This is a genomic window from Streptomyces zaomyceticus, assembly GCF_014656215.1.
GTDB lineage: Bacteria > Actinomycetota > Actinomycetes > Streptomycetales > Streptomycetaceae > Streptomyces > Streptomyces zaomyceticus.
Map to the genome: position 1 here is coordinate 1 of NZ_BNBZ01000058.1, position 17,901 is coordinate 17,901.

At 72.2% G+C, this 17,901-nt stretch carries 19 protein-coding genes; 6 read left to right on the forward strand and 13 right to left on the reverse strand.

Features of this window, described 5'->3' with window-relative positions:
- The 10 genes from IE311_RS35830 to IE311_RS35875 form a co-directional block, all read right to left on the reverse strand.
- The coding region (locus IE311_RS35830; RefSeq protein ID WP_308439854.1) for an S-adenosylmethionine synthetase N-terminal domain-containing protein at positions 1–550 on the reverse strand (550 nt) is incomplete at its 3' end.
- On the reverse strand, positions 547–798 hold the full coding sequence (locus IE311_RS35835; protein WP_189836089.1) for a phosphopantetheine-binding protein: 252 nt from the start codon (positions 796–798) through the stop codon (positions 547–549). The genes IE311_RS35835 and IE311_RS35830, both read right to left, overlap by 4 nt.
- 12 nt (positions 799–810) lie before the next feature.
- Positions 811–1,275, reverse strand: coding sequence for a holo-ACP synthase (acpS, locus tag IE311_RS35840; RefSeq protein WP_189836090.1), 465 nt, complete (start codon positions 1,273–1,275; stop codon positions 811–813).
- A gap of 1 nt (position 1,276) precedes the next feature.
- Entirely contained in the window at positions 1,277–2,176 is a 900-nt protein-coding gene (locus tag IE311_RS35845) for a class-II aminoacyl-tRNA synthetase family protein (protein WP_189836091.1), read from the reverse strand.
- Positions 2,177–2,266: 90 nt separating this feature from the next.
- A complete protein-coding gene (locus IE311_RS35850) occupies positions 2,267–3,160 on the reverse strand; it encodes a diiron oxygenase (protein WP_189836092.1) in 894 nt (297 codons plus the stop codon).
- Positions 3,161–3,339: 179 nt separating this feature from the next.
- Positions 3,340–4,383, reverse strand: coding sequence for a class I SAM-dependent methyltransferase (locus tag IE311_RS35855; RefSeq protein WP_189836093.1), 1,044 nt, complete (start codon positions 4,381–4,383; stop codon positions 3,340–3,342).
- Complete coding sequence (locus tag IE311_RS35860) at positions 4,380–5,225, reverse strand: class I SAM-dependent methyltransferase (RefSeq protein WP_189836094.1); 846 nt, start codon at positions 5,223–5,225, stop codon at positions 4,380–4,382. The genes IE311_RS35855 and IE311_RS35860 overlap by 4 nt, the downstream gene beginning before the upstream one ends.
- Positions 5,226–5,382: 157 nt before the next feature.
- Positions 5,383–5,922 carry a MaoC family dehydratase gene (locus tag IE311_RS35865; protein WP_189836095.1) on the reverse strand — a complete coding sequence of 180 codons (540 nt, stop codon included), beginning with the start codon at positions 5,920–5,922 and terminating at the stop codon, positions 5,383–5,385.
- A gap of 72 nt (positions 5,923–5,994) precedes the next feature.
- The gene (locus IE311_RS35870; RefSeq protein ID WP_189836096.1) at positions 5,995–7,203 is read right to left on the reverse strand and encodes a trans-sulfuration enzyme family protein; all 1,209 of its coding nucleotides are present in this window, start codon (positions 7,201–7,203) and stop codon (positions 5,995–5,997) included.
- A 77-nt stretch (positions 7,204–7,280) separates the two neighbouring features.
- Positions 7,281–8,717: an MFS transporter gene (locus tag IE311_RS35875; protein WP_189836097.1), complete on the reverse strand. Its 1,437-nt coding sequence runs from the start codon at positions 8,715–8,717 to the stop codon at positions 7,281–7,283.
- 208 nt (positions 8,718–8,925) lie between these two features.
- Between IE311_RS35875 and IE311_RS35880 the strand changes: the two genes are divergently transcribed.
- The 3 genes from IE311_RS35880 to cpt all read left to right on the forward strand — a co-directional run bounded on the left by IE311_RS35880 (position 8,926) and on the right by cpt (position 11,730).
- Positions 8,926–9,666, forward strand: coding sequence for an HD domain-containing protein (locus IE311_RS35880; protein ID WP_189836098.1), 741 nt, complete (start codon positions 8,926–8,928; stop codon positions 9,664–9,666).
- A 242-nt stretch (positions 9,667–9,908) separates the two neighbouring features.
- Positions 9,909–11,111, forward strand: coding sequence for a Cmx/CmrA family chloramphenicol efflux MFS transporter (locus tag IE311_RS35885; RefSeq protein WP_189836105.1), 1,203 nt, complete (start codon positions 9,909–9,911; stop codon positions 11,109–11,111).
- Positions 11,112–11,208: 97 nt separating this feature from the next.
- A complete protein-coding gene (gene cpt, locus IE311_RS35890; protein ID WP_189836106.1) occupies positions 11,209–11,730 on the forward strand; it encodes a chloramphenicol phosphotransferase CPT in 522 nt (173 codons plus the stop codon).
- Between the two features lie 30 nt (positions 11,731–11,760).
- Here the strand turns inward: cpt and IE311_RS35895 are convergent, their stop codons facing one another.
- Together IE311_RS35895 and IE311_RS35900 are read right to left on the reverse strand one after the other, a co-directional pair.
- Positions 11,761–12,030 carry a DUF4031 domain-containing protein gene (locus tag IE311_RS35895; RefSeq protein WP_189836099.1) on the reverse strand — a complete coding sequence of 90 codons (270 nt, stop codon included), beginning with the start codon at positions 12,028–12,030 and terminating at the stop codon, positions 11,761–11,763.
- Between the two features lie 112 nt (positions 12,031–12,142).
- Positions 12,143–12,499, reverse strand: a complete 357-nt coding sequence (locus IE311_RS35900) for a hypothetical protein (RefSeq protein WP_189836100.1) — start codon at positions 12,497–12,499, stop codon at positions 12,143–12,145.
- 113 nt (positions 12,500–12,612) lie between these two features.
- On the opposite strand from IE311_RS35900, the gene IE311_RS35905 reads away from it, so the two are divergent.
- Genes IE311_RS35905 through IE311_RS35915 form a run of 3 tightly spaced genes read left to right on the forward strand, consistent with a single transcriptional unit; the run spans position 12,613 to position 16,038 of the window.
- Complete coding sequence (locus IE311_RS35905) at positions 12,613–13,530, forward strand: MurR/RpiR family transcriptional regulator (protein ID WP_189836101.1); 918 nt, start codon at positions 12,613–12,615, stop codon at positions 13,528–13,530.
- A gap of 26 nt (positions 13,531–13,556) precedes the next feature.
- Positions 13,557–14,483, forward strand: a complete 927-nt coding sequence (gene murQ, locus IE311_RS35910) for an N-acetylmuramic acid 6-phosphate etherase (RefSeq protein ID WP_189836102.1) — start codon at positions 13,557–13,559, stop codon at positions 14,481–14,483.
- A gap of 37 nt (positions 14,484–14,520) precedes the next feature.
- On the forward strand, positions 14,521–16,038 hold the full coding sequence (locus IE311_RS35915; protein ID WP_189836103.1) for a PTS transporter subunit EIIC: 1,518 nt from the start codon (positions 14,521–14,523) through the stop codon (positions 16,036–16,038).
- Positions 16,039–16,103: 65 nt separating this feature from the next.
- On the opposite strand, the gene IE311_RS35920 is transcribed toward IE311_RS35915, so the two are convergent.
- A complete protein-coding gene (locus tag IE311_RS35920) occupies positions 16,104–17,603 on the reverse strand; it encodes an alpha/beta hydrolase (protein ID WP_189836104.1) in 1,500 nt (499 codons plus the stop codon).
- Between the last annotated feature and the right edge of the window lie 298 nt (positions 17,604–17,901).

Genomic DNA, 17,901 nt, shown 5'->3' on the forward strand with positions numbered 1-17,901 from the left:
CGTACTCGATGGTGACCTGGGTCTTCCCGTCGGGGCGCAGATAGGGCACGGTGCCGTTCTTGCGGACCTCGGTGAGCCGGCGCGAGAGCCGGTGGGCGAGCGCGATCGGCAGCGGCATCAGCTCGGCCGTGTCGTCGCAGGCGTACCCGAACATCAGGCCCTGGTCGCCGGCGCCCTGCGCGTCGAGCTCGTCGCCCGCGCCCTCCACCCGGGACTCGTACGCCGTGTCGACGCCCTGCGCGATGTCCGGCGACTGGGCGCCGATGGACACCGAGACCCCGCAGGAGGCGCCGTCGAAGCCCTTCGCGGAGGAGTCGTAGCCGATGTCGAGGACCGCCTCGCGCACCAGCTTCGCTATCGGCGCGTACGCCGTGGTGGTGACCTCGCCGGCGATGTGCACGAGACCGGTGGTGATCAGGGTCTCCACCGCGACCCGCGAGGACGGGTCCTCGGCGAGCAGGGCGTCGAGAACCGTGTCGCTGATCCGGTCGGCGATCTTGTCGGGGTGCCCCTCGGTCACCGACTCCGAGGTGAAGAGGCGGCGGCTCATGCCTGGACCTCCGCCGGGGCCTTGAAGAAGTGCTGCTCGATGGCACCGAGGGTGCGGATGGACTCGACCTCCAGGGTCTCCATCCGGATCGCGGTGCCGCTCTCCTGCTCCAGGAGGAAGACGAACTCGACGAAGGACAGCGAGTCGATGAGCCGGTTCTCGATCAGGTCGAGGTCGGACGCGATGTCGTCGCGCTCGGGGTGACGGTCGAGGATCCAGTTCTTCACCGTCTGCAGGCCGTCGGCCATGGTTGCTCTCCTTTAGCTGCTGCTGGATACGGAAGGGGTGGGGGCGTACGAGGGGGCGGGGGCGATGATCGGGGCGGCCACCGCCACCGCGTAGTCCACGTCGTGGCTGATGGACACGGTGATCTCGGTGATGCCGGACTCGGCGGCCATCTCGGCGGCCGCCCGGTGCAGTTCCACGAGCGGCCAGCCGCCCTCGGAACGCCGCACGACGATGTCCGGCCAGGGCAGGAACCTGCCCCTGACCCGTAAGGTCTTGAAGGCCGCTTCCTTGGCCGCGATCCGCCCGCACAGGCTCAGTACGTCGAGCCCGGAGGAGGTACGGCAGTCGGCGAGCTCGCCGGGGGTGAGCATCCGCTCGAAGAACCGCTCCCCGTACTGGGCGAGGAGCCTACGGACACGGTTGACGGACACGATGTCCATGCCGAGGTTCGCCCACCCCAGGCCGCCCGCCGGCGGGGCGGCGGGACGGGCCGGCACGTCAGATCACCGGCCCGGCCGCGCCACTCGCGTCGGCCCGCGTCCGGGCGTTCGCGGCGAGCACCGCCTCGGTGGCGGAGTCCCAGCTGCCGTGGCGCCGGGTCAGTGCGGACAGCCATCGTTCGAGACCGAAGGCGACACAGCTGGTGAAGGCCGGTCCGCCGGTCGACTCCAGGGTGATGTCGCACCGGTCGCCGAAGAAGTTCCGGTGGGTGTTGACCGAGGCGATCGCCAGGTCCTCGTACAGGAACTCGTGCTTCACCGGGGTGAGCCGCTGGAGCAGCGCCTTCGAGCCGCCCTTGTCGAAGAAGGGGTCGCAGGCGGCCTCCCTGCGCAGCGGCAGGTCGAGGGCCGCGGCGAAGTCCTGGATGCGGGCGGTGAAGTCCCCGAGGTGCGCCTCGGCGTGCTCGCGGGCGCCGAGGGCGACGATCTCCCGCATGCGGAAGCCGAGTTGGCGCCGCATGCCCTCGTAGTGGGTCTCCTTGCGGAAGCACCAGGAGCAGATCGTGACGAGGGTGTCGTCGGCGACCCGGGTGCCCCGGTGGTCGAGGTAGACGGCGTAGCAGGACGCCGAGGGCAGTCCGAGGCGGGCCGGTTCGAGGGCGGCGGCGGGCCACTGCCCGTGCTCGCCGTCGAAGGGGGTGGTGAGGCGTCCTTCCAGGTCGAGCGGGGCAGCGAGGACGGCCTGGTGCGGGAAGTTGTCGTAGTAGTCCAGCTTCGCCAGGTCGGCGGCCGGCAGGAGCGGGGGCATGGTCATCGGGCGGGCGCCCGCGGTCACTCCCCAGCTCTCGAAGGTGTCGTCGAGGAGCCGCAGCAGGCGGGTCCCCTCGGGGCCGAGCGAGGGGAGGCCCCTCGACGGGCCCACGGTCTCCCCGGCGTGCGCGGGGGTCGTCACGGTCATGTTCTCTTCACCTCTCGGGTGGGCCGGAGTCACCGTGGCGGCGGCGCTCGGCTGCGACCGGGCGGGGGCGGTCGGACGGGCCCCGGCCGCTCAGACGACGGGCAGGGTGTCGTCGGAGAAGATCCCGGTCTTCAGGAAGAAGGCGAGCGGCTTGCGGATGGCCTTGCGCTCGTGGGGGCGGCGGCGCGGGTCGGCGACCAGCGCGTTGCGCAGGGCCAGCGGGTCGGGGATGCCGGCGTCGCGGTACACGTGGGGGTTGTAGAGGGAGTTGACGCTGTAGACGACGTACCGCTTGAGGTACGCCTCCACCTCGCGGACCCGCTCGGCACTCACCGCCTGGCACATCCGGCCGTACAGGAGGGAGACCAGCTCGCGTCCGAAGGCGATGTGGCGGGACTCGTCCTGGTGGTGGATGCGGTTGACCTCGCGGATGGTGTGGCAGAGCGAGGTGTCCTTCGCCATCCGGGCGTTGTAGTGGTCGACGAGCTCCTCGAAGAAGAGGATCCGGGTGAAGACGAGGAAGTTCTCGACCTCGGGCTCCCAGGCCGCGTCGGCGCGCATCCCGGTGGAGCCGTAGATCTTGTTGCCGTAGCGGCGGCAGAACTCGGAGAAGAACCACATGTGTTCGTTCTCCTCACCGATGAAGTGGTGGAAGAAGTCCGAGGGCACCTCGAAGCCGGGCATGTGGATGCGGCCGACGACTTCGATGAGGAGCTCGCGGATGCCGTGCACATTGAGGCTGTAGAAGTTGACGGACTCCCACTTCGACAGCCGCTGAAGCGTTTCCTCGCCGAGGGTGTCGTAGTGCTCGGTGCCGTGGACGGTGAGCAGCTCCGGGGTCATCCAGAAGCGGTTCTCCTCCAGCGTCTCGGGCCACTGGAAGGTCTGGTACGGGTTGTAGTAGTCCTCGACGGAGCGCTCGCTGAGCCGCTCCAGGACCTCCATGAACCGGTCGGTGACGGGCAGGGGGGCGGTGGCGCCCATGGTGGTGCTCCTCTTCTTTCGGGGCTCGGTTCGCCTCCGGGGGCCTTGAGTCGGGCTCACGCGTCCGTACGTGCTCGCTCCCTCGTTCCTCGGGAACTCCGCGGTCTCGGACGCGTTCCCCCGACGGCCCCCTTCGGCTCACTCGCCCTCGGGCTCAAGGGGTGCGGGGCACAGGGCTCTCAGGGCCGGACTTCGTAGACCGCGTTCACCGGGGTCTCCGTGGCACGCCGCCAGCGGGTGAAGCCGGCCTCCTCCGCGATGGCCCGGAAGGCCTTCTCGCCGGAGTGGTTGCCGAGTGCGTGCGGGCCGCGCTGGGCGACCGCGACGGGCAGGCACATGACGGCGGACAGGGCCATGAACATGCGGGCGGCGGGCGTCCGGGCATCCACGTCCCCCGGGGACACGTTCGACTCGACGAGCATCCAGGTGCCGTCCGCGTCCAGGGACTTGTGGACGTGCTGGGCGGCGGCGACCGGGTCGCCCATGTCGTGCAGGGCGTTGAAGAAGCACACCAGGTCGTAGCCGGAGCCCGGGTAGTCGTCGGCCGAGGCGACCTCGAAGACGACCCGCTCGGAGAGTCCCGCCTCCTCGGCGAGCCCCCGTGCGATCGCGATGGCCTCCTCCGAGTAGTCGAACCCGTGGACGGTGGCGTTCGGGAAGGCCCTGGCGATGAGCAGCGTGGTGTGGCCGACGCCGCAGCCGACGTCGGCGACGGTGCCGCCCCCCGCCAGCTTGCCGGTGACGTCGTGGAGGGCGGGCAGCCAGTCGGGGACGAGCTTGTGCTCGTACGTCGGCTGGAAGAAGGAGCCCATGCCGGTGTCGAGGGCCGCGTCGTGCTCGGCCCAGCCGACGCCGTCGCCGGTGCGGTAGGCGTCCACGAGCAGGTCCTCGGTGGCGTACAGCGCCTTGAGGGCGGTGAAGAACCCGGCGGCGTACGTGACGGCCTTCGGGTCCGCGAGGACCTCGACGTGATCGGCGGGGAGCGTGTACGTGAGGGAGCTCGGGTGCCGCTCGACGTACCCGGCGGAGAGCTGGGCGTGCAGCCACTCCTCGATGTACCGCTCGTTCGTGCCGGTCGCCTCCGCGAGCTGCCCGGAGGTGAGCGGCCCCCGCTCGGCCAGCGCCCGGTACAGGCCGAGCCGCTCGCCGAGGGCGACGGTCAGACCGCGGACGGCCGCGCCGGCGTCGGTGATGACCCGCTGGTGGAAGTCGTGGGCGCTCATGCCGCCTCCTCCTCGAAGCCGGGGCCCGGCAGGTCGCAGGTGAACAGGAAGGACCGGGGCACGCCCGGGACGGAACGGGCCGGCACCGGGTAGGGCCAGCGGTCGAAGTCGGCGCCCTCCTCACCGGGCTGCCTGACCTCCCGTACGGCCCAGCCGCAGTCGGCGAGCAGCGCCTCGGGCTCCTCGGTGCCGAAGAGCCACGGGTTGCCGTCGTCCTTCAGGGCGGTGAGGAAGGTGCGGGCCAGCGGGTTCACCAGGGCGGCCCGCGAGATGACGTCGCCGAGCAGCACGGAGCCGGGAGCGGCGTGCGCGGAGAGCGTCGATATGAGGGTGCGTACGGCCTGCTCCGGCAGGAAGAACAGCAGTCCCTCCACCACCCACAGGACGGGTTCCTCGCTCTTCCAGCCCGCTTCCTTGAGGGGGCCGGTCCAGTCCTGCGTCAGGTCGACGGGGACGGTGATCCGGGTGCGGCCGGCGGGCCGCGGTTCGTCCTCGAGCATCTCGGCCTTGGCCTCCAGGAGGGCCGGGCGGTCGAGCTCGTAGACGGTGACGCCGTCGGGCCAGGGCAGCCGGAAGAAGCGGGTGTCCATGCCGGCGGCGAGGAAGACGACCTGGCGGATGCCGCGTTCCTCCACCGCCTGGACGACGGCCCGGTCGAGGTAGGTGGTGCGGATGGCGAGGAACGGCACGGTGCCGCCCCCGGCATAGCGTTCGAGCAGCTCGAAGCCGATGCGGTCGGCGACGGTGCGCGCGTAGGGATCGGCGAACAGCCGGTCCTCGCGCTCGGTCTCCAGGGCGCGCGCGGCGGCGGTCCACTGGGCGGTGCGGGATACGGCCTCCACAGGAGGTCCCCCCTTCACTTCGGTGGATGTACGGGGCTCGGGACGGGTCCGGGTGAACGACGGGTCCGGGTGAACGGTGGGCCCGGACGTACGGACGGGTCGGACGGGTCCGGGTGTACGGACGGCCGTGTTCAGGGGCCCGACGAAGGACGGTTCGTCAGGCGCTCATGACCGGGACACAGGTCTTGGCCGGTCGCGCACAGGCGACGGGGTCCTCGGCCGCGGGCATCGACGACAGATGGTCGGCCTCGGAGTCGGCGGGGCGCCGGCGGAAGATGCTGTGCAGGATCATGCTGAACACGGCCGTCCCGTCGGAGGCCACCAGGGTGCACCGGGGCTTGACGGTGCCGGTGGCGGGGTTGAACGGCGACGGGGTGGAACCGAGGATCTCGACGCGCGCGGTGAGGACGTCGCCCGGGCGGACGGGCCGCAGATAGCGGACCTCGTCGATGCCGGGCGAGCCCATACAGGCGCTGTAGGCGAGCAGTCCGTCGACGTAGCGGCGCATGAACATCGCCTGGGTGTGGAATCCGCTCGCGATCAGTCCGCGGAAGGGCGACTGCTCCGCGAGCGCGGGGTCCGTGTGGAAGGGCTGCGGGTCGAAGCGCCTGCCGAACTCCAGCACCTCCTCCGCCGTGACGGTGACGGCGCCCAGTTCGTGGACGTCGCCGGGCCGGAAGTCCTCGAAGTAGCGCATCGCGCGCCCCCCTTGACCTAGGAGTGGTCTTTCCCTGGCACCCACCAATCTACGAATCGACCATTTATTTTGTCAACCCAAAAGAAGCTTCTGGGCGGGGTCGTGGGGAGGTCGCCCGAGGGCCTGTTCGACATCGGCCCGGAGGTCCTCGACGTCCTCGATGCCGACCGACATCCGCACCAGGCCGGGAGCTATCCCGGCCGCGGCCAGAGCCTCCTCGTCCAGCTCCCGGTGGGAGGTGGACGCGGGATGCGTCACCAGGCTCTCCACCCCGCCGAGGGAGAGCGCGAGCCTGGCCACCCGGACGCGCTCGACGAAGGACCGGCCCGCCTCCCTGCCCCCCGCGAGCTCGAAGGAGAGCAGCCCGCCGCCGGCGGAGAGCACCTTCCCGGCGCGCTCGTACGAGGGGTGGCCGGGGAGCCGGGGATAGTGGACGGCCGTGACGCCCGGGTGGCCCGCGAGCCGCTCGGCGAGGGCGGCGGCGTTGGCGCAGTGCTCGCGCATCCGCAGCGGCAGGGTGGGTATCCCGCGCAGGGTCAGCCAGGCCGCGAACGGGTCCGCGCAGGCGCCGAGTTCGACCGTCCGGGGCCAGATCCGGCGGCGCAGCTCGTCGTCGGCGAAGACGGCGGCGCCACCGAGGACGTCCGAGTGCCCGGAGAGGTACTTGGTGGTGGAGTGGACGACGATGTCGGCGCCGTGCTCCAGGGGGCGGCACAGCACGGGCGAGGCGAGCGAGTTGTCGACGACGCTCGTCACCCCGAGCGCGCGGGCGGCGGCGAGCAGCCCCGGCAGGTCGGGGACCTGTCCGGTGGGGTTGGCGATGGTCTCCAGGACGAGCAGCCGGGTGGCGGGGTGCACGGCGGCGGCCTCGAACTCGGCGGGATCGTCGCCGGAGATCCGTACGACCTCGATCCCGTACCGCTCGGCCAGGTCCCCCAGGACGGCATGGGTCCCGCCGTACAGGCAGCGCTGGGCCACCACCCGGTCGCCGGGGCGCAGCAGGGCGAGCAGGACCCCGCTGATCGCCCCCATGCCGGAGGCGAAGGCGATGGCCCCGGCGCCGCCCTCCAGGCCGGTGAGGGTCTGCTCCAGGGCCCGCACGGTCGGATTGCCGCGCCGGCTGTAGACGTACCGCCCGTCGGGTCCGGCCATGGCCTCGGCGAGCTCGGAGGCGGACTCGAAGGCGAAGGCGGAGGACTGCACCAGGGGCACGGAGAGCGGCCGACTGCCGCTCGGGAGTGGTTCGTTGACGACATGGACGGCGCGGGTGCTCAGTTCCACGGCTTTCCTTTCCCGGTACGGAAAAGGGGCCGCCCGACGTCCTGGTGACGGACATCGGGCGGCCCCTTCGGGGCGGTTCAGACGGAGACCTTCTCTCCCTGCGGGGCGGATGCGGCGGCCTCGGCGGCGACGGCCTTGTCGCTCTTCATGACGAGGAGGGTGATCACGCCTCCGAGGGCGGCGACGACCGCGGCGCCGATGAAGGCGGCCGAGAACCCGTCGGTGAGGGCGGGCAGGTTGCCCAGCTGGTCGGCGCCCTGGGACATGGCGACGGCGGTCAGCGCGGCGAGGCCGAGCGCGGAGCCCACGTTGTAGGTGGTGTTGACGATGCCGGAGGCGAGGCCGGCCTGCTCCTGCGGGGCGCCGGACATGGCGGCGATCATCGCCGGGATGTAGGCGAGGGACATGCCGAGGGCGGCGACCAGCGAGGCCGGCAGGACGTCGACGAGGAAGGAGCCGGTGGGCGGGACGGCGGCGAGCCAGACCAGACCGGCGGCGAGGACCAGCAGACCGCCGGCGATGAGCGGCTTGGCGCCGACCTTCATCATGAGCCGGGCCGTGATGGCCGTCATGAAGATCATGAGGAGCACGGTCATCGGGAGCAGGGCGGCACCGGACTCGAAGGCGCCGAAGCCCAGGACCTGCTGGAGGTACAGGTTGAGGAAGTACCACATCGGGATCCAGGCGGCGCCGAGCAGCGTCATCGCCAGGTTGGCCGAGCCGAGGCGCGGGACCCGCCAGACGCTGAGCGGCATGAGCGGCTCGCCGATGCTCTTCTGGATGACGAAGAAGAGGACGAGGAGGGCGGCGGCGCCGATCAGCTGGAGGATCGTGCCGGTGGAGCCCCAGCCGACCTCGGGGGCGCGGACCACGGCGAAGACGGCGAGCGCGAGACCCGCGGTGACGGCGACGGCGCCGAGGACGTCGACGGAGCCGCGGCGGGACTCGACGTTCGGGAGGAGCTTGGTGGCGGCGAGGGTCGCGAGGCCGATCGGGATGTAGATGATGAAGACCCACTGCCAGCTCATCCACTCGGTGAAGACTCCGCCGAGGAAGACGCCCGCGGTGCCGCCGGCGGGGGCGGCCGCGCCGTAGAGCGCCATCGCCTTGCCGAGCTCCTTCGGGTCGTGCATGAAGAGGATCATCAGCAGGGTCATGGCGGAGGGTGCGATGAGCGCACCGCCGACGCCCTGGACGGCGCGGCCCGCGATCTCGACCCAGGCGGTCTGCGCGGCGGCGGCCAGGACCGATCCGGCGATCATGACGGCCCAGCCGGCGACGAAGATCTTGCGGGCCCCGATGAGGTCGGAGAGGCGTCCGCCGAGGAGCAGGAGGCCGCCGAAGACGATCACATAGGCGTTGAAGATCCACTGGAGCTCGCTCTGCGAGAAGCCCAGGTCCTTCTGCATCTCGGGGAGCGCGACCCCGATGATCGACGTGTCCATGATGACCATGAACTGTGCGGCGGCGAGCACGACAAGTGCCCACCAGCGCCGGGGATTGACGGTTGACATTGCCCTGACCCTTCGCTCGCTGCGACCCCCGAGCGGTCCGACCGAACCTCGGGGCATACCCCTAGGGGGTACCTGTGCGGAGCACCGTAGCATACCCATGGGGGGTATGTAAGAGTGAAGCGGGAGCGGCGACGAAGGCAGGGGAGGAGCACCGCCTCCCGGGCGGGGAAGCGCCGCTTCCGCGCCGCCCGGCGGGCAGAATGCCCCCATGACCGCCGAGGAAGAGCACGCGAAGAACGCCGAGCAGGGGCACGACCGCACCGCACCCCCGGACCCCGCGCTCCTCCAGCGCTGGAACGCCACCCTGCGCGCCGCCCGCGCCGGCCGCGGGGGCGCCGACCCCACCCCGTACGGCCGCAACCTGCTGGCCCGCTGGGCCGAGCCGCAGCGCCGCTACCACACGGTCGACCACCTCCGGGCGGTCCTCGACCGCATCGACGAACTCGCCGACCAGGGCGGCGAGGGCGGGGAGCTGGAACTCGTACGACTCGCCGCCTGGTTCCACGACGCGGTCTACCGACCCGAGCGCTCCGAGAACGAGGAACGCTCGGCCGTCCTCGCCGAGAAGGCACTCACCGAGGCCGGACTCACCCCGCACGAGGTCGCCGAGGTCGCCCGCCTGGTCCGCCTGACGGTCACCCACGACCCGGCCCCCGGCGACCTGAACGGCGAGACCCTCTGCGACGCGGACCTCGCGATCCTGGCGACCGGCCCCGATACGTATGGGGGGTATACGGCGGCGGTCCGCGAGGAGTACGGATTCGTCCCCGACGACGCCTTCCGCGAAGGCCGCGCGGCGGTCCTCCGCCAGCTCCTCGACCTGCCCCGCCTCTTCCGTACGCCTTACGGGGCGGCGGTCTGGGAGGAGAGGGCGCGGGAGAACCTGGAACGGGAACTCGCCGCGTTGACGGACACGTCCGGAAGCGCGTCGGCCGACGTCGAACCGTAACGCGGAACACACCCCGCCACCGGCGAGATCCCTACGACACCGAAGGCCTCACAGCCCCCTGCGCGGCCGCCGGACGCCACTCCCCGCACGGCGGCCGTCCGCATGCCGAGATCCCCCGCGATCCGGGAATGACAGGAACAAACCCCTGGTTGACCCATGTCATGCCGTCTTCCTCCGCCGAGCCCACGAGCGCCGCCGCCGAGCCCCCCACGCCGACCCCCGAACCCTCCCCCGCCGCCCGCATGCCGCTGGCCGTCTACATCCTCGGCCTGTCCGTCTTCGCGCTCGGCACGAGCGAGTTCATGCTCTCCGGTCTGCTGCCGCCCATCGCGGAGGACATGAACGTCTCCATCCCCCGCGCCGGGCTGCTCATCTCGGCCTTCGCGATCGGCATGGTCGTCGGCGCACCCCTGCTCGCCGTCGCGACGCTCCGGCTCCCCCGGAAGACGACCCTCATCGCGCTCATCACCGTCTTCGGCCTCGGCCAGATAGCCGGCGCCCTCGCCCCCAACTACGCGATCCTCTTCGCGTCCCGCGTCATCAGCGCCCTCGCCTGCGCCGGCTTCTGGGCGGTCGGCGCCGCCGTGGCCATCGCGATGGTCCCGGTCGGCTCACGCGCCCGCGCCATGGCGGTCATGATCGGCGGCCTCTCCATCGCCAACGTCCTCGGCGTCCCCGCCGGAGCCTTCCTCGGCGAGCACCTCGGCTGGCGCTCCGCGTTCTGGGCGGTCGGCGCCGCCTCCGCGATCGCGCTCGTCGGCGTGGTCACCCGCATCCCCCGCATCCCGCTCCCCGAGACCAAGCCCCGCCTCAAGCGGGAGATCGCCATCTACCGCGACCGCCAGGTCCTCCTCTCGGTCGCCGTCACCGCCCTCGCGGCCGGCGGCGTCTTCTGCGCCTTCTCCTACCTCGCCCCGCTGCTCACCGACGTCTCCGGGCTCGACAAGGCCTGGGTCTCGGGCGTCCTCGGGCTCTTCGGCATCGGCGCCGTCGTGGGGACGACGATCGGCGGCCGGGTCGCCGACGCCCACCTCTTCGGGGTGCTGCTCACCGGCATCGCCGCCTCCACCGTCTTCCTGGTCGCCCTGGCCCTCTTCGCGTCCAGCCCGGTGGCCACGATCGTGCTGACCTTCCTCCTCGGCGTCTCCGCCTTCTACACGGCCCCGGCGCTCAACGCCCGCATGTTCAACGTCGCCGGCGCCGCCCCCACCCTCGCGGGCGCCACCACCACCGCCGCGTTCAACCTCGGCAACACCGGCGGCCCCTGGCTCGGCGGCACCGTCATCGACGCGGGCCTCGGCTTCGCCTCGACCGCCTGGGCGGGCGCGGCGATGACGGCCCTCGGCCTCGGAACGGCGGCGGTGGCCCTGAAGCTCCACAGGTCCCCGTCCCGGGTGGTGACCTCCGGCACCCCGCGGACCGAGAAGGCCGTGTCGCGCCTCTGACACCCGGCCGGACCACCGCGGGAGGCCGGTCCACACCGGCCGAAATCCCCTTCGCACGGCGCCGCCACCGCCGTACTGTGACGCGGTGACGACACAGATGATCATCCTCAACGGCGGTTCCAGCGCGGGGAAGTCCGGCATCGTACGGTGCCTCCAGGCCGTCCTGCCCGACCCCTGGCTGGCCTTCGGGGTCGACTCCCTCATCGACGCGATGCCCCTGCGCATGCAGAGCTCGGACGACGGCATCGACTTCGACGCCGACGGAGGGGTCACCGTCGGCTCCGAGTTCCGCGCCCTCGAAGGCGCCTGGGCCGAGGGCATCGTCGCGATGGCCCGCGCGGGCGCCCGGATCATCGTCGACGACGTCTTCCTGAGCGGAGCCGCCGCCCAGGAACGATGGCGGAACGCCACCGGCGACCTGGACGTGCTGTGGGTCGGCGTCCGGTGCGACGGCGCCGTCGCCGAGGGTCGCGAGACCGCCCGCGGCGACCGGGTCGCCGGCATGGCCGCGAAGCAGGCGGAGACCGTGCACCGGGGCGTGGTCTACGACGTCGAGGTCGACACCACCCACCGCGAATCGCTCGACTGCGCCCACGCCATCGCCGCCCGCGTCGCCTGACCCGTACACCTCGGGCGCCGCACGCCGGTGTCAGGAGGCCGGTCGCCCCTTCGGGCGGCGAAGGCCCGCCTCGGTGAGACGGCGCAGCAGCTCCTTGGAGCCGACCTCGACCGCGCCGCCGGCCACGGCGTCGGCGTACCGGTCGGACGGGATGTCGTAGTGGTCGCGCTCGAAGGCGCGCGGCGGGGCGCCGATCGAGGCGGCGAAGCCGTGCAGCTCCTCGAAGGAGACGTCGCTGACCAGGTGCGACCACATGCGGCCGTGCCCGGGCCAGGTCGGCGGATCGATGTAGAGGGTCACGCCGCAACCTCCGCCGCCACGGGCCGGAGCGCGGCCACCGCACGCCGCCCGCTCGCCTCGGGCCCGGTCACCTCGGGCCCGGTCACCTCGGGCCCGTTCATCTCAGGCCCGTTCATCTCAGGCCGCCCACCGGTGCGACCACCACTCCCTGCTTCCCGCAGACCCAGTGCGGGTCGGGTCCCAGCTCGGGCTCCACGTCGAGGGCGTGCGGATCGCCCGCCGAGCAGACCGGGCAGAGCGGCCAGCGGCCGTACCGTTCGAGCAGGGCGTCCTGGACGTCCTGGGCGACGAGACCGGCGACGTAGGTGAGGCCCTCGGGCCACTGCTCGACCCACCAGCGCCGGTGGGTCACCGCGTCCTCCACCATCGACACGACCTCGGCGGCCGCGACCTCCCGGGCCACCAGGTCGGCCATCACCAGCGCGCGAGCGGTGTGGAGCGCCTGCTCCACGGGGTCGATGTCGTCCATGGACTCATTGTCACCCGTTCGGCGCCCACCAGACGAAAGAGGGCGAAGGTCCTGCCCGGATCCGGGACCGATGGGGTCTTGTCGCGCCACCGGTCCGAAAGTATCTTTCAGATGTGACCAATGATGTGAAGGAAAGTTTCACGGGCGACGCTCCCCCCGCTCCCGCCGCCCTCGCGGCCAAGGTGCGGACCCTCGCGCCGTCCATGACCCGCTCCATGCAGCGGGTCGCCGAGGCCGTGGCCGGGGACCCGGCCGGCTGCGCCGCGCTCACGGTCACCGGACTCGCCGAGCTCACCGGCACCAGCGAGGCGACCGTCGTCCGCACCGCCCGCCTCCTCGGCTACCCCGGCTACCGAGACCTGCGGCTCGCCCTCGCCGGACTCGCCGCCCAGCAGCAGTCCGGGCGCGCACCCGCCGTCACCGCCGACATCGCCGTCGACGACCCGATCGCCGACGTCGTCGCCAAGCTCGCCTACGACGAGCAGCAGACCCTCGCCGACACCGCCGCCGGACTCGACACCGTCCAGCTCGGCGCCGCCGTCGCCGCCCTCGCCACCGCCCGCCGCATCGACATCTACGGCGTCGGCGCCTCCGGCCTCGTCGCCCAGGACCTCGGCCAGAAACTCCTCCGCATCGGGCTCCTCGCCCACGCCCACAGCGACCCTCACCTCGCCGTCACCAACGCCGTGCAGCTCCGCTCCGGCGACGTCGCCATCGCCATCACCCACTCCGGCTCGACCGGCGACGTCATAGAACCGCTCCGGGTGGCCTTCGACCACGGGGCGACGACGGTCGCGATCACCGGCCGCCCGGACGGGCCCGTCACCCAGTACGCCGACCACATCCTCACCACCTCGACCGCCCGCGAAAGCGAACTCCGCCCCGCGGCCATGTCGTCCCGCACCAGCCAACTCCTCGTCGTGGACTGCCTGTTCACCTGCGTCACCCAGCGTACGTACGAGACGGCGGCCCCTGCCCTCGCCGCCTCGTACGAAGCCCTCGCCCACCGCCACTCGCCCCGCACCCGCTGACGACCACAGCACCGAAAGAGCCGCACGTGTCTGCTACGTACTCCGAACTCCGCGCCCAGCTGGCCACGCTCACCACCGAGGCGTTCCGTCCGGAACTGGCCGAGATCGACCAGCTCCCCACCGCCGAGATCGCCGCGCTCATGAACGGCGAGGACGCCACCGTCCCCGCGGCCGTCGCCCGACAGCTCCCGGCCATCGCCGCCGCGATCGACGCCACCGCCGCACGCATGGCCCGCGGCGGACGCCTCATCTACATGGGCGCCGGCACCGCCGGCCGCCTCGGCGTCCTCGACGCCAGCGAGTGCCCGCCCACCTTCAACACCGACCCCAGCCAGGTCGTCGGCCTCATCGCGGGCGGCCCGTCCGCCATGGTCAAGGCCGTCGAAGGCGCCGAGGACTCCAAGGAACTCGCCGAGCAGGACCTCACCGCGCTCGGCGTCACCGCGGACGACACCGTCGTCGGCATCTCCGCCTCCGGCCGCACCCCGTACGCCATCGGCGCCGTCGAACACGCCCGCACCCGCGGCGCGCTCACCATCGGCCTGTCCTGCAACGCCGACAGCGCGCTCGCCGCCGCCGCCGAACACGGCATCGAGGTCGTCCCCGGCCCGGAGCTGCTCACCGGCTCGACCCGGCTCAAGGCCGGCACCGCCCAGAAGCTCGTCCTCAACATGATCTCGACGATCACCATGATCCGGCTCGGCAAGACCTACGGAAACCTCATGGTCGACGTCCGCGCCTCGAACGAGAAGCTCCAGGCACGCTCGCGACGGATCGTCGCCCTGGCCACCGGCGCCCCGGACGAGCAGATCGAGACCGCCCTCGCCGCCGCCGACGGCGAGGTGAAGACCGCGATCCTCATGATCCTCGCCGACATCGATGCCAAGAGCGCCGACCAGCGCCTCACCCACTCCCAGGGCCATCTGCGCGCCGCCCTGCACGCGCAGCCCTGAACCTCCCCGCCCCCGCACAGCAAGGCACCACCGCACCATGAGCACAGACGACAAGAACCGCGCCATCGCCGCCGCGATCCTCCCCCTCGTCGGCGGCGCCGAGAACATCTCCTCCGTCGCCCACTGCATGACCCGCCTCCGGCTGGGACTGCGCGACCGCTCGCTCGTCCGGGACGAGGCCCTCAAGGCCCTTCCCTCCGTGATGGGTGTGGTGGAGGACGACACGTACCAGATCGTCCTCGGCCCGGGCACCGTCGCCCGGGTGACCCCGGAGCTCGAAGCCCTGGTGGCGGCGGCCCCGAAGCCGGCCCCCGCGGCCCCGTCGCACGACGCGGACGACCTGGCCGCCCAGGGCGCGGCTCTCAAGGCGGCACAGAAGGCGAAGAACGCCACCCCGTTCAAGCTCTTCCTCCGCCGGATCGCGAACATCTTCGTCCCGCTGATCCCCGCGCTCATCGGCTGCGGCATCATCGCCGGCCTCAACGGCCTGCTCATCAACCTCGGCTGGCTGCCCGGCGTCACCCCCGCCCTCGCCGCGATGGCCAGCGGCTTCATGGCCCTCATCGCGGTCTTCGTCGGCTACAACACGGCGAAGGAGTTCGGCGGTACGGCGATCCTCGGCGGCGCCGTCGCCGCGATCATCGTCTTCCCCGGCGTCGCCAAGATCGACGCCTTCGGCCAGACGCTCTCCCCCGGCCAGGGCGGTGTGCTCGGCGCGCTCGGCGCGGCGATCCTCGCGGTGTACGTGGAGAAGTGGTGCCGCCGCTGGGTGCCCGAATCCCTCGACGTCCTGGTCACCCCCACCCTCACCGTGCTCGTCTCGGGCCTCGTCACCATCTTCGGCCTGATGTTCGTGGCCGGTGAGATCTCCACCGCCATCGGCGAGTTCGCCAACTGGCTCCTCGCGAACGCCGGCGCCGGAGCCGGCTTCCTCCTCGGCGGTCTCTTCCTGCCGCTCGTGATGCTGGGCCTGCACCAGGCGCTCATCCCGATCCACACCACCCTCATCGAGCAGCAGGGCTACACGGTCCTCCTCCCCATCCTCGCGATGGCGGGCGCGGGCCAGGTCGGCGCGGCCATGGCCGTCTACCTGAAGCTCCCCCGCAACGGCTCCATCCGCCGCACCATCAAGTCCGCGCTCCCCGCCGGCCTCCTGGGCGTCGGCGAGCCCCTGATCTACGGCGTCTCGCTCCCGCTCGGCCGCCCGTTCGTCACGGCCTGCGTCGGCGGCGCGTTCGGCGGCGGCTTCGTCGGACTGTTCAGCATGCTGGGCGACACGGTCGGCTCGACCGCGATCGGCCCGTCCGGCTGGGCACTCTTCCCGCTCCTCGACGGCAACAAGGGCCTGGGCGAGACGATCGCGATCTACGCGGGCGGTCTGCTCGTCGGCTACCTGGCCGGATTCGTGGCCACCTACTTCTGGGGCTTCAGCAGGGAGCTCCTGGAGGAGTTCAACGTGGACACGGAGACCGCACCGGCGGAGGTGACGGTGGCGACGGGCGGCGGCACGCCGGCGAAGGCCCCGGAGACCGAGCCGGAGCCGGCGAAGGTCTGACCCGTCGCCCGCGCGGGAGGGGCCGGTCGGAGAACTCCGACCGGCCCCTCCCGCGTACCCACCGCTCACTTGCAGAGGACGTCCTCGGCGGGCCGGGTGCCCTCCGTCAGGAAACGGGTCACCGCCCGGTCCCCGCACGCGTTCCCGTTCCCCAGGTAGACACCGTGCCCGCCGCGGTCGACGGAGACGAGCCGCGCCCGCTCACCGAGGGCCGCACGCATCCGCAGCCCCTTGGCGTACGGGGTGGACGGGTCCCGCAGGTTCTGGATCATGAGGACGTTGGACGGCCCGCGGTCGGTGATACGGACCGGCTTCTCCACGGCCCCGCCCTTCCAGTACGCACACGGGGTGACGTTCACCGGCATGCCCGCGGTGAGCGGATGCCGCGCCCGGTCGGCGGCGACCGCCCGCTCGAAACCGCGCACGGACGCACGGGGCCAGTCGACGTCGTTGCAGATCACGCCCACGGTGACGGCGGCGGCCTCGTCGGGCATCGCACCCGCCAGCTCGGGCGGCAGCACGGGCTCGCCCTTCGGATCGAGCGCGGCCGTGACCAGCTGCGCGAAGGGCGCGAAGGAGGTGTCGGAGTACAGCGCCTGCTGAAGGGCCTGGAGCAGCATCACCCCGGTCAGCGGCACGCCGGGCCTGTTCGACGGGTGCGGCGCGCGGTCGAGCCGGGCGGCGAGACCGAGCACCAGGGGCCGTACGTCCTCCGCGCGCGGGGCGAGCCGCAGGCCGTCCTTCGCCCGGTCCGGGTGGGAGGCCCAGGCCGCGAAATCGGGGAAGCGGTCCTCGGCGCCCTGCGCCATGCCCTCGAGCCAGCCCCGGGCGACACGCTTCGGGTCGGGGTCGTTGCTGCTGTCGAGAACCCAGCGGTCGGTGCGCCCGGGGAACTTCTCGGCGTAGGCGGCGGCCACGTACGTCCCGTAGGACACGGCCCAGGCGGACAGCTTCCGCTCCCCGAGCGCCTGCCGCAGCCGATCGAGGTCACGCACCTGGTTGGCGGTGGTCAGACCGCGCAGCATCGCGCCCCCGTTGCGGGCGCAGGCCTCGGCGATCCGCCGGGAGCGGGCGATGTTCTCGTCGATGCGCCCGTCCGCACCGGGCCAGGAGCGCAGGGTCACCATCCACCGGTCCTCCTCGGCGAGCCCGCACCGCGCCTTCGCGGAGCCGCCGATGCCACGCGGGTCGAAGGCGACCAGGTCGTAGGCCCCGTCCATCTCCTCGGCCAGCGCGGCCCCCTTCTGCCCGAGCCGCTGAACACCGGAACTGCCGGGCCCCCCGGGGATCACCATGAGCGTCCCGCGCCGGGCCTCGGGCCGGGTGCTCGGAAGGCGGGAGACGGCGAGCCGGATCTGCTCCCCGTCGGGATCGGCGTAGTCGAGGGGTACGGAGAGCTCGGCGCACTGCTGCCCGGGAAGGGGCTTGACCTTGGGGTCGCAGTCCCCCCAGGTCAGCCCGGCGGCAGCGGCGGGGGCGACGCCACCACCGGCGAGGGCGAGGCCGGCGACGGCAGCGGCGGAGAGGGTGAGGAGCAGGGTCTTCCGACCGCGATTCGTTGTCATGCGCACAGCCTCGCGGACGGGGTCGGATCAACCCATCCGGCAGGCACGCGGGTGGAGGGTGGGGCCAACCCCCGGGCGGGTGGGGGGTGTTCGGAGGGCGTTGGTTGGTTGGTTGGTGGGTGTAGGTGGGCGTGGGTGGGCGTGGGTGGGCGTGGGTGGGCGTGGGTGGGCGTGGGTGGGTGGGTGCGGGCGAGTTGGCGGGTGCGGGTTCGGGCGGGGTTCTGGGGGTTGACCGGCTTCGGGTGGGTGACGTGCGGCCGCCCTCTTTCCGAGCGTGGCGGTCTCCGTCACCGCGTCA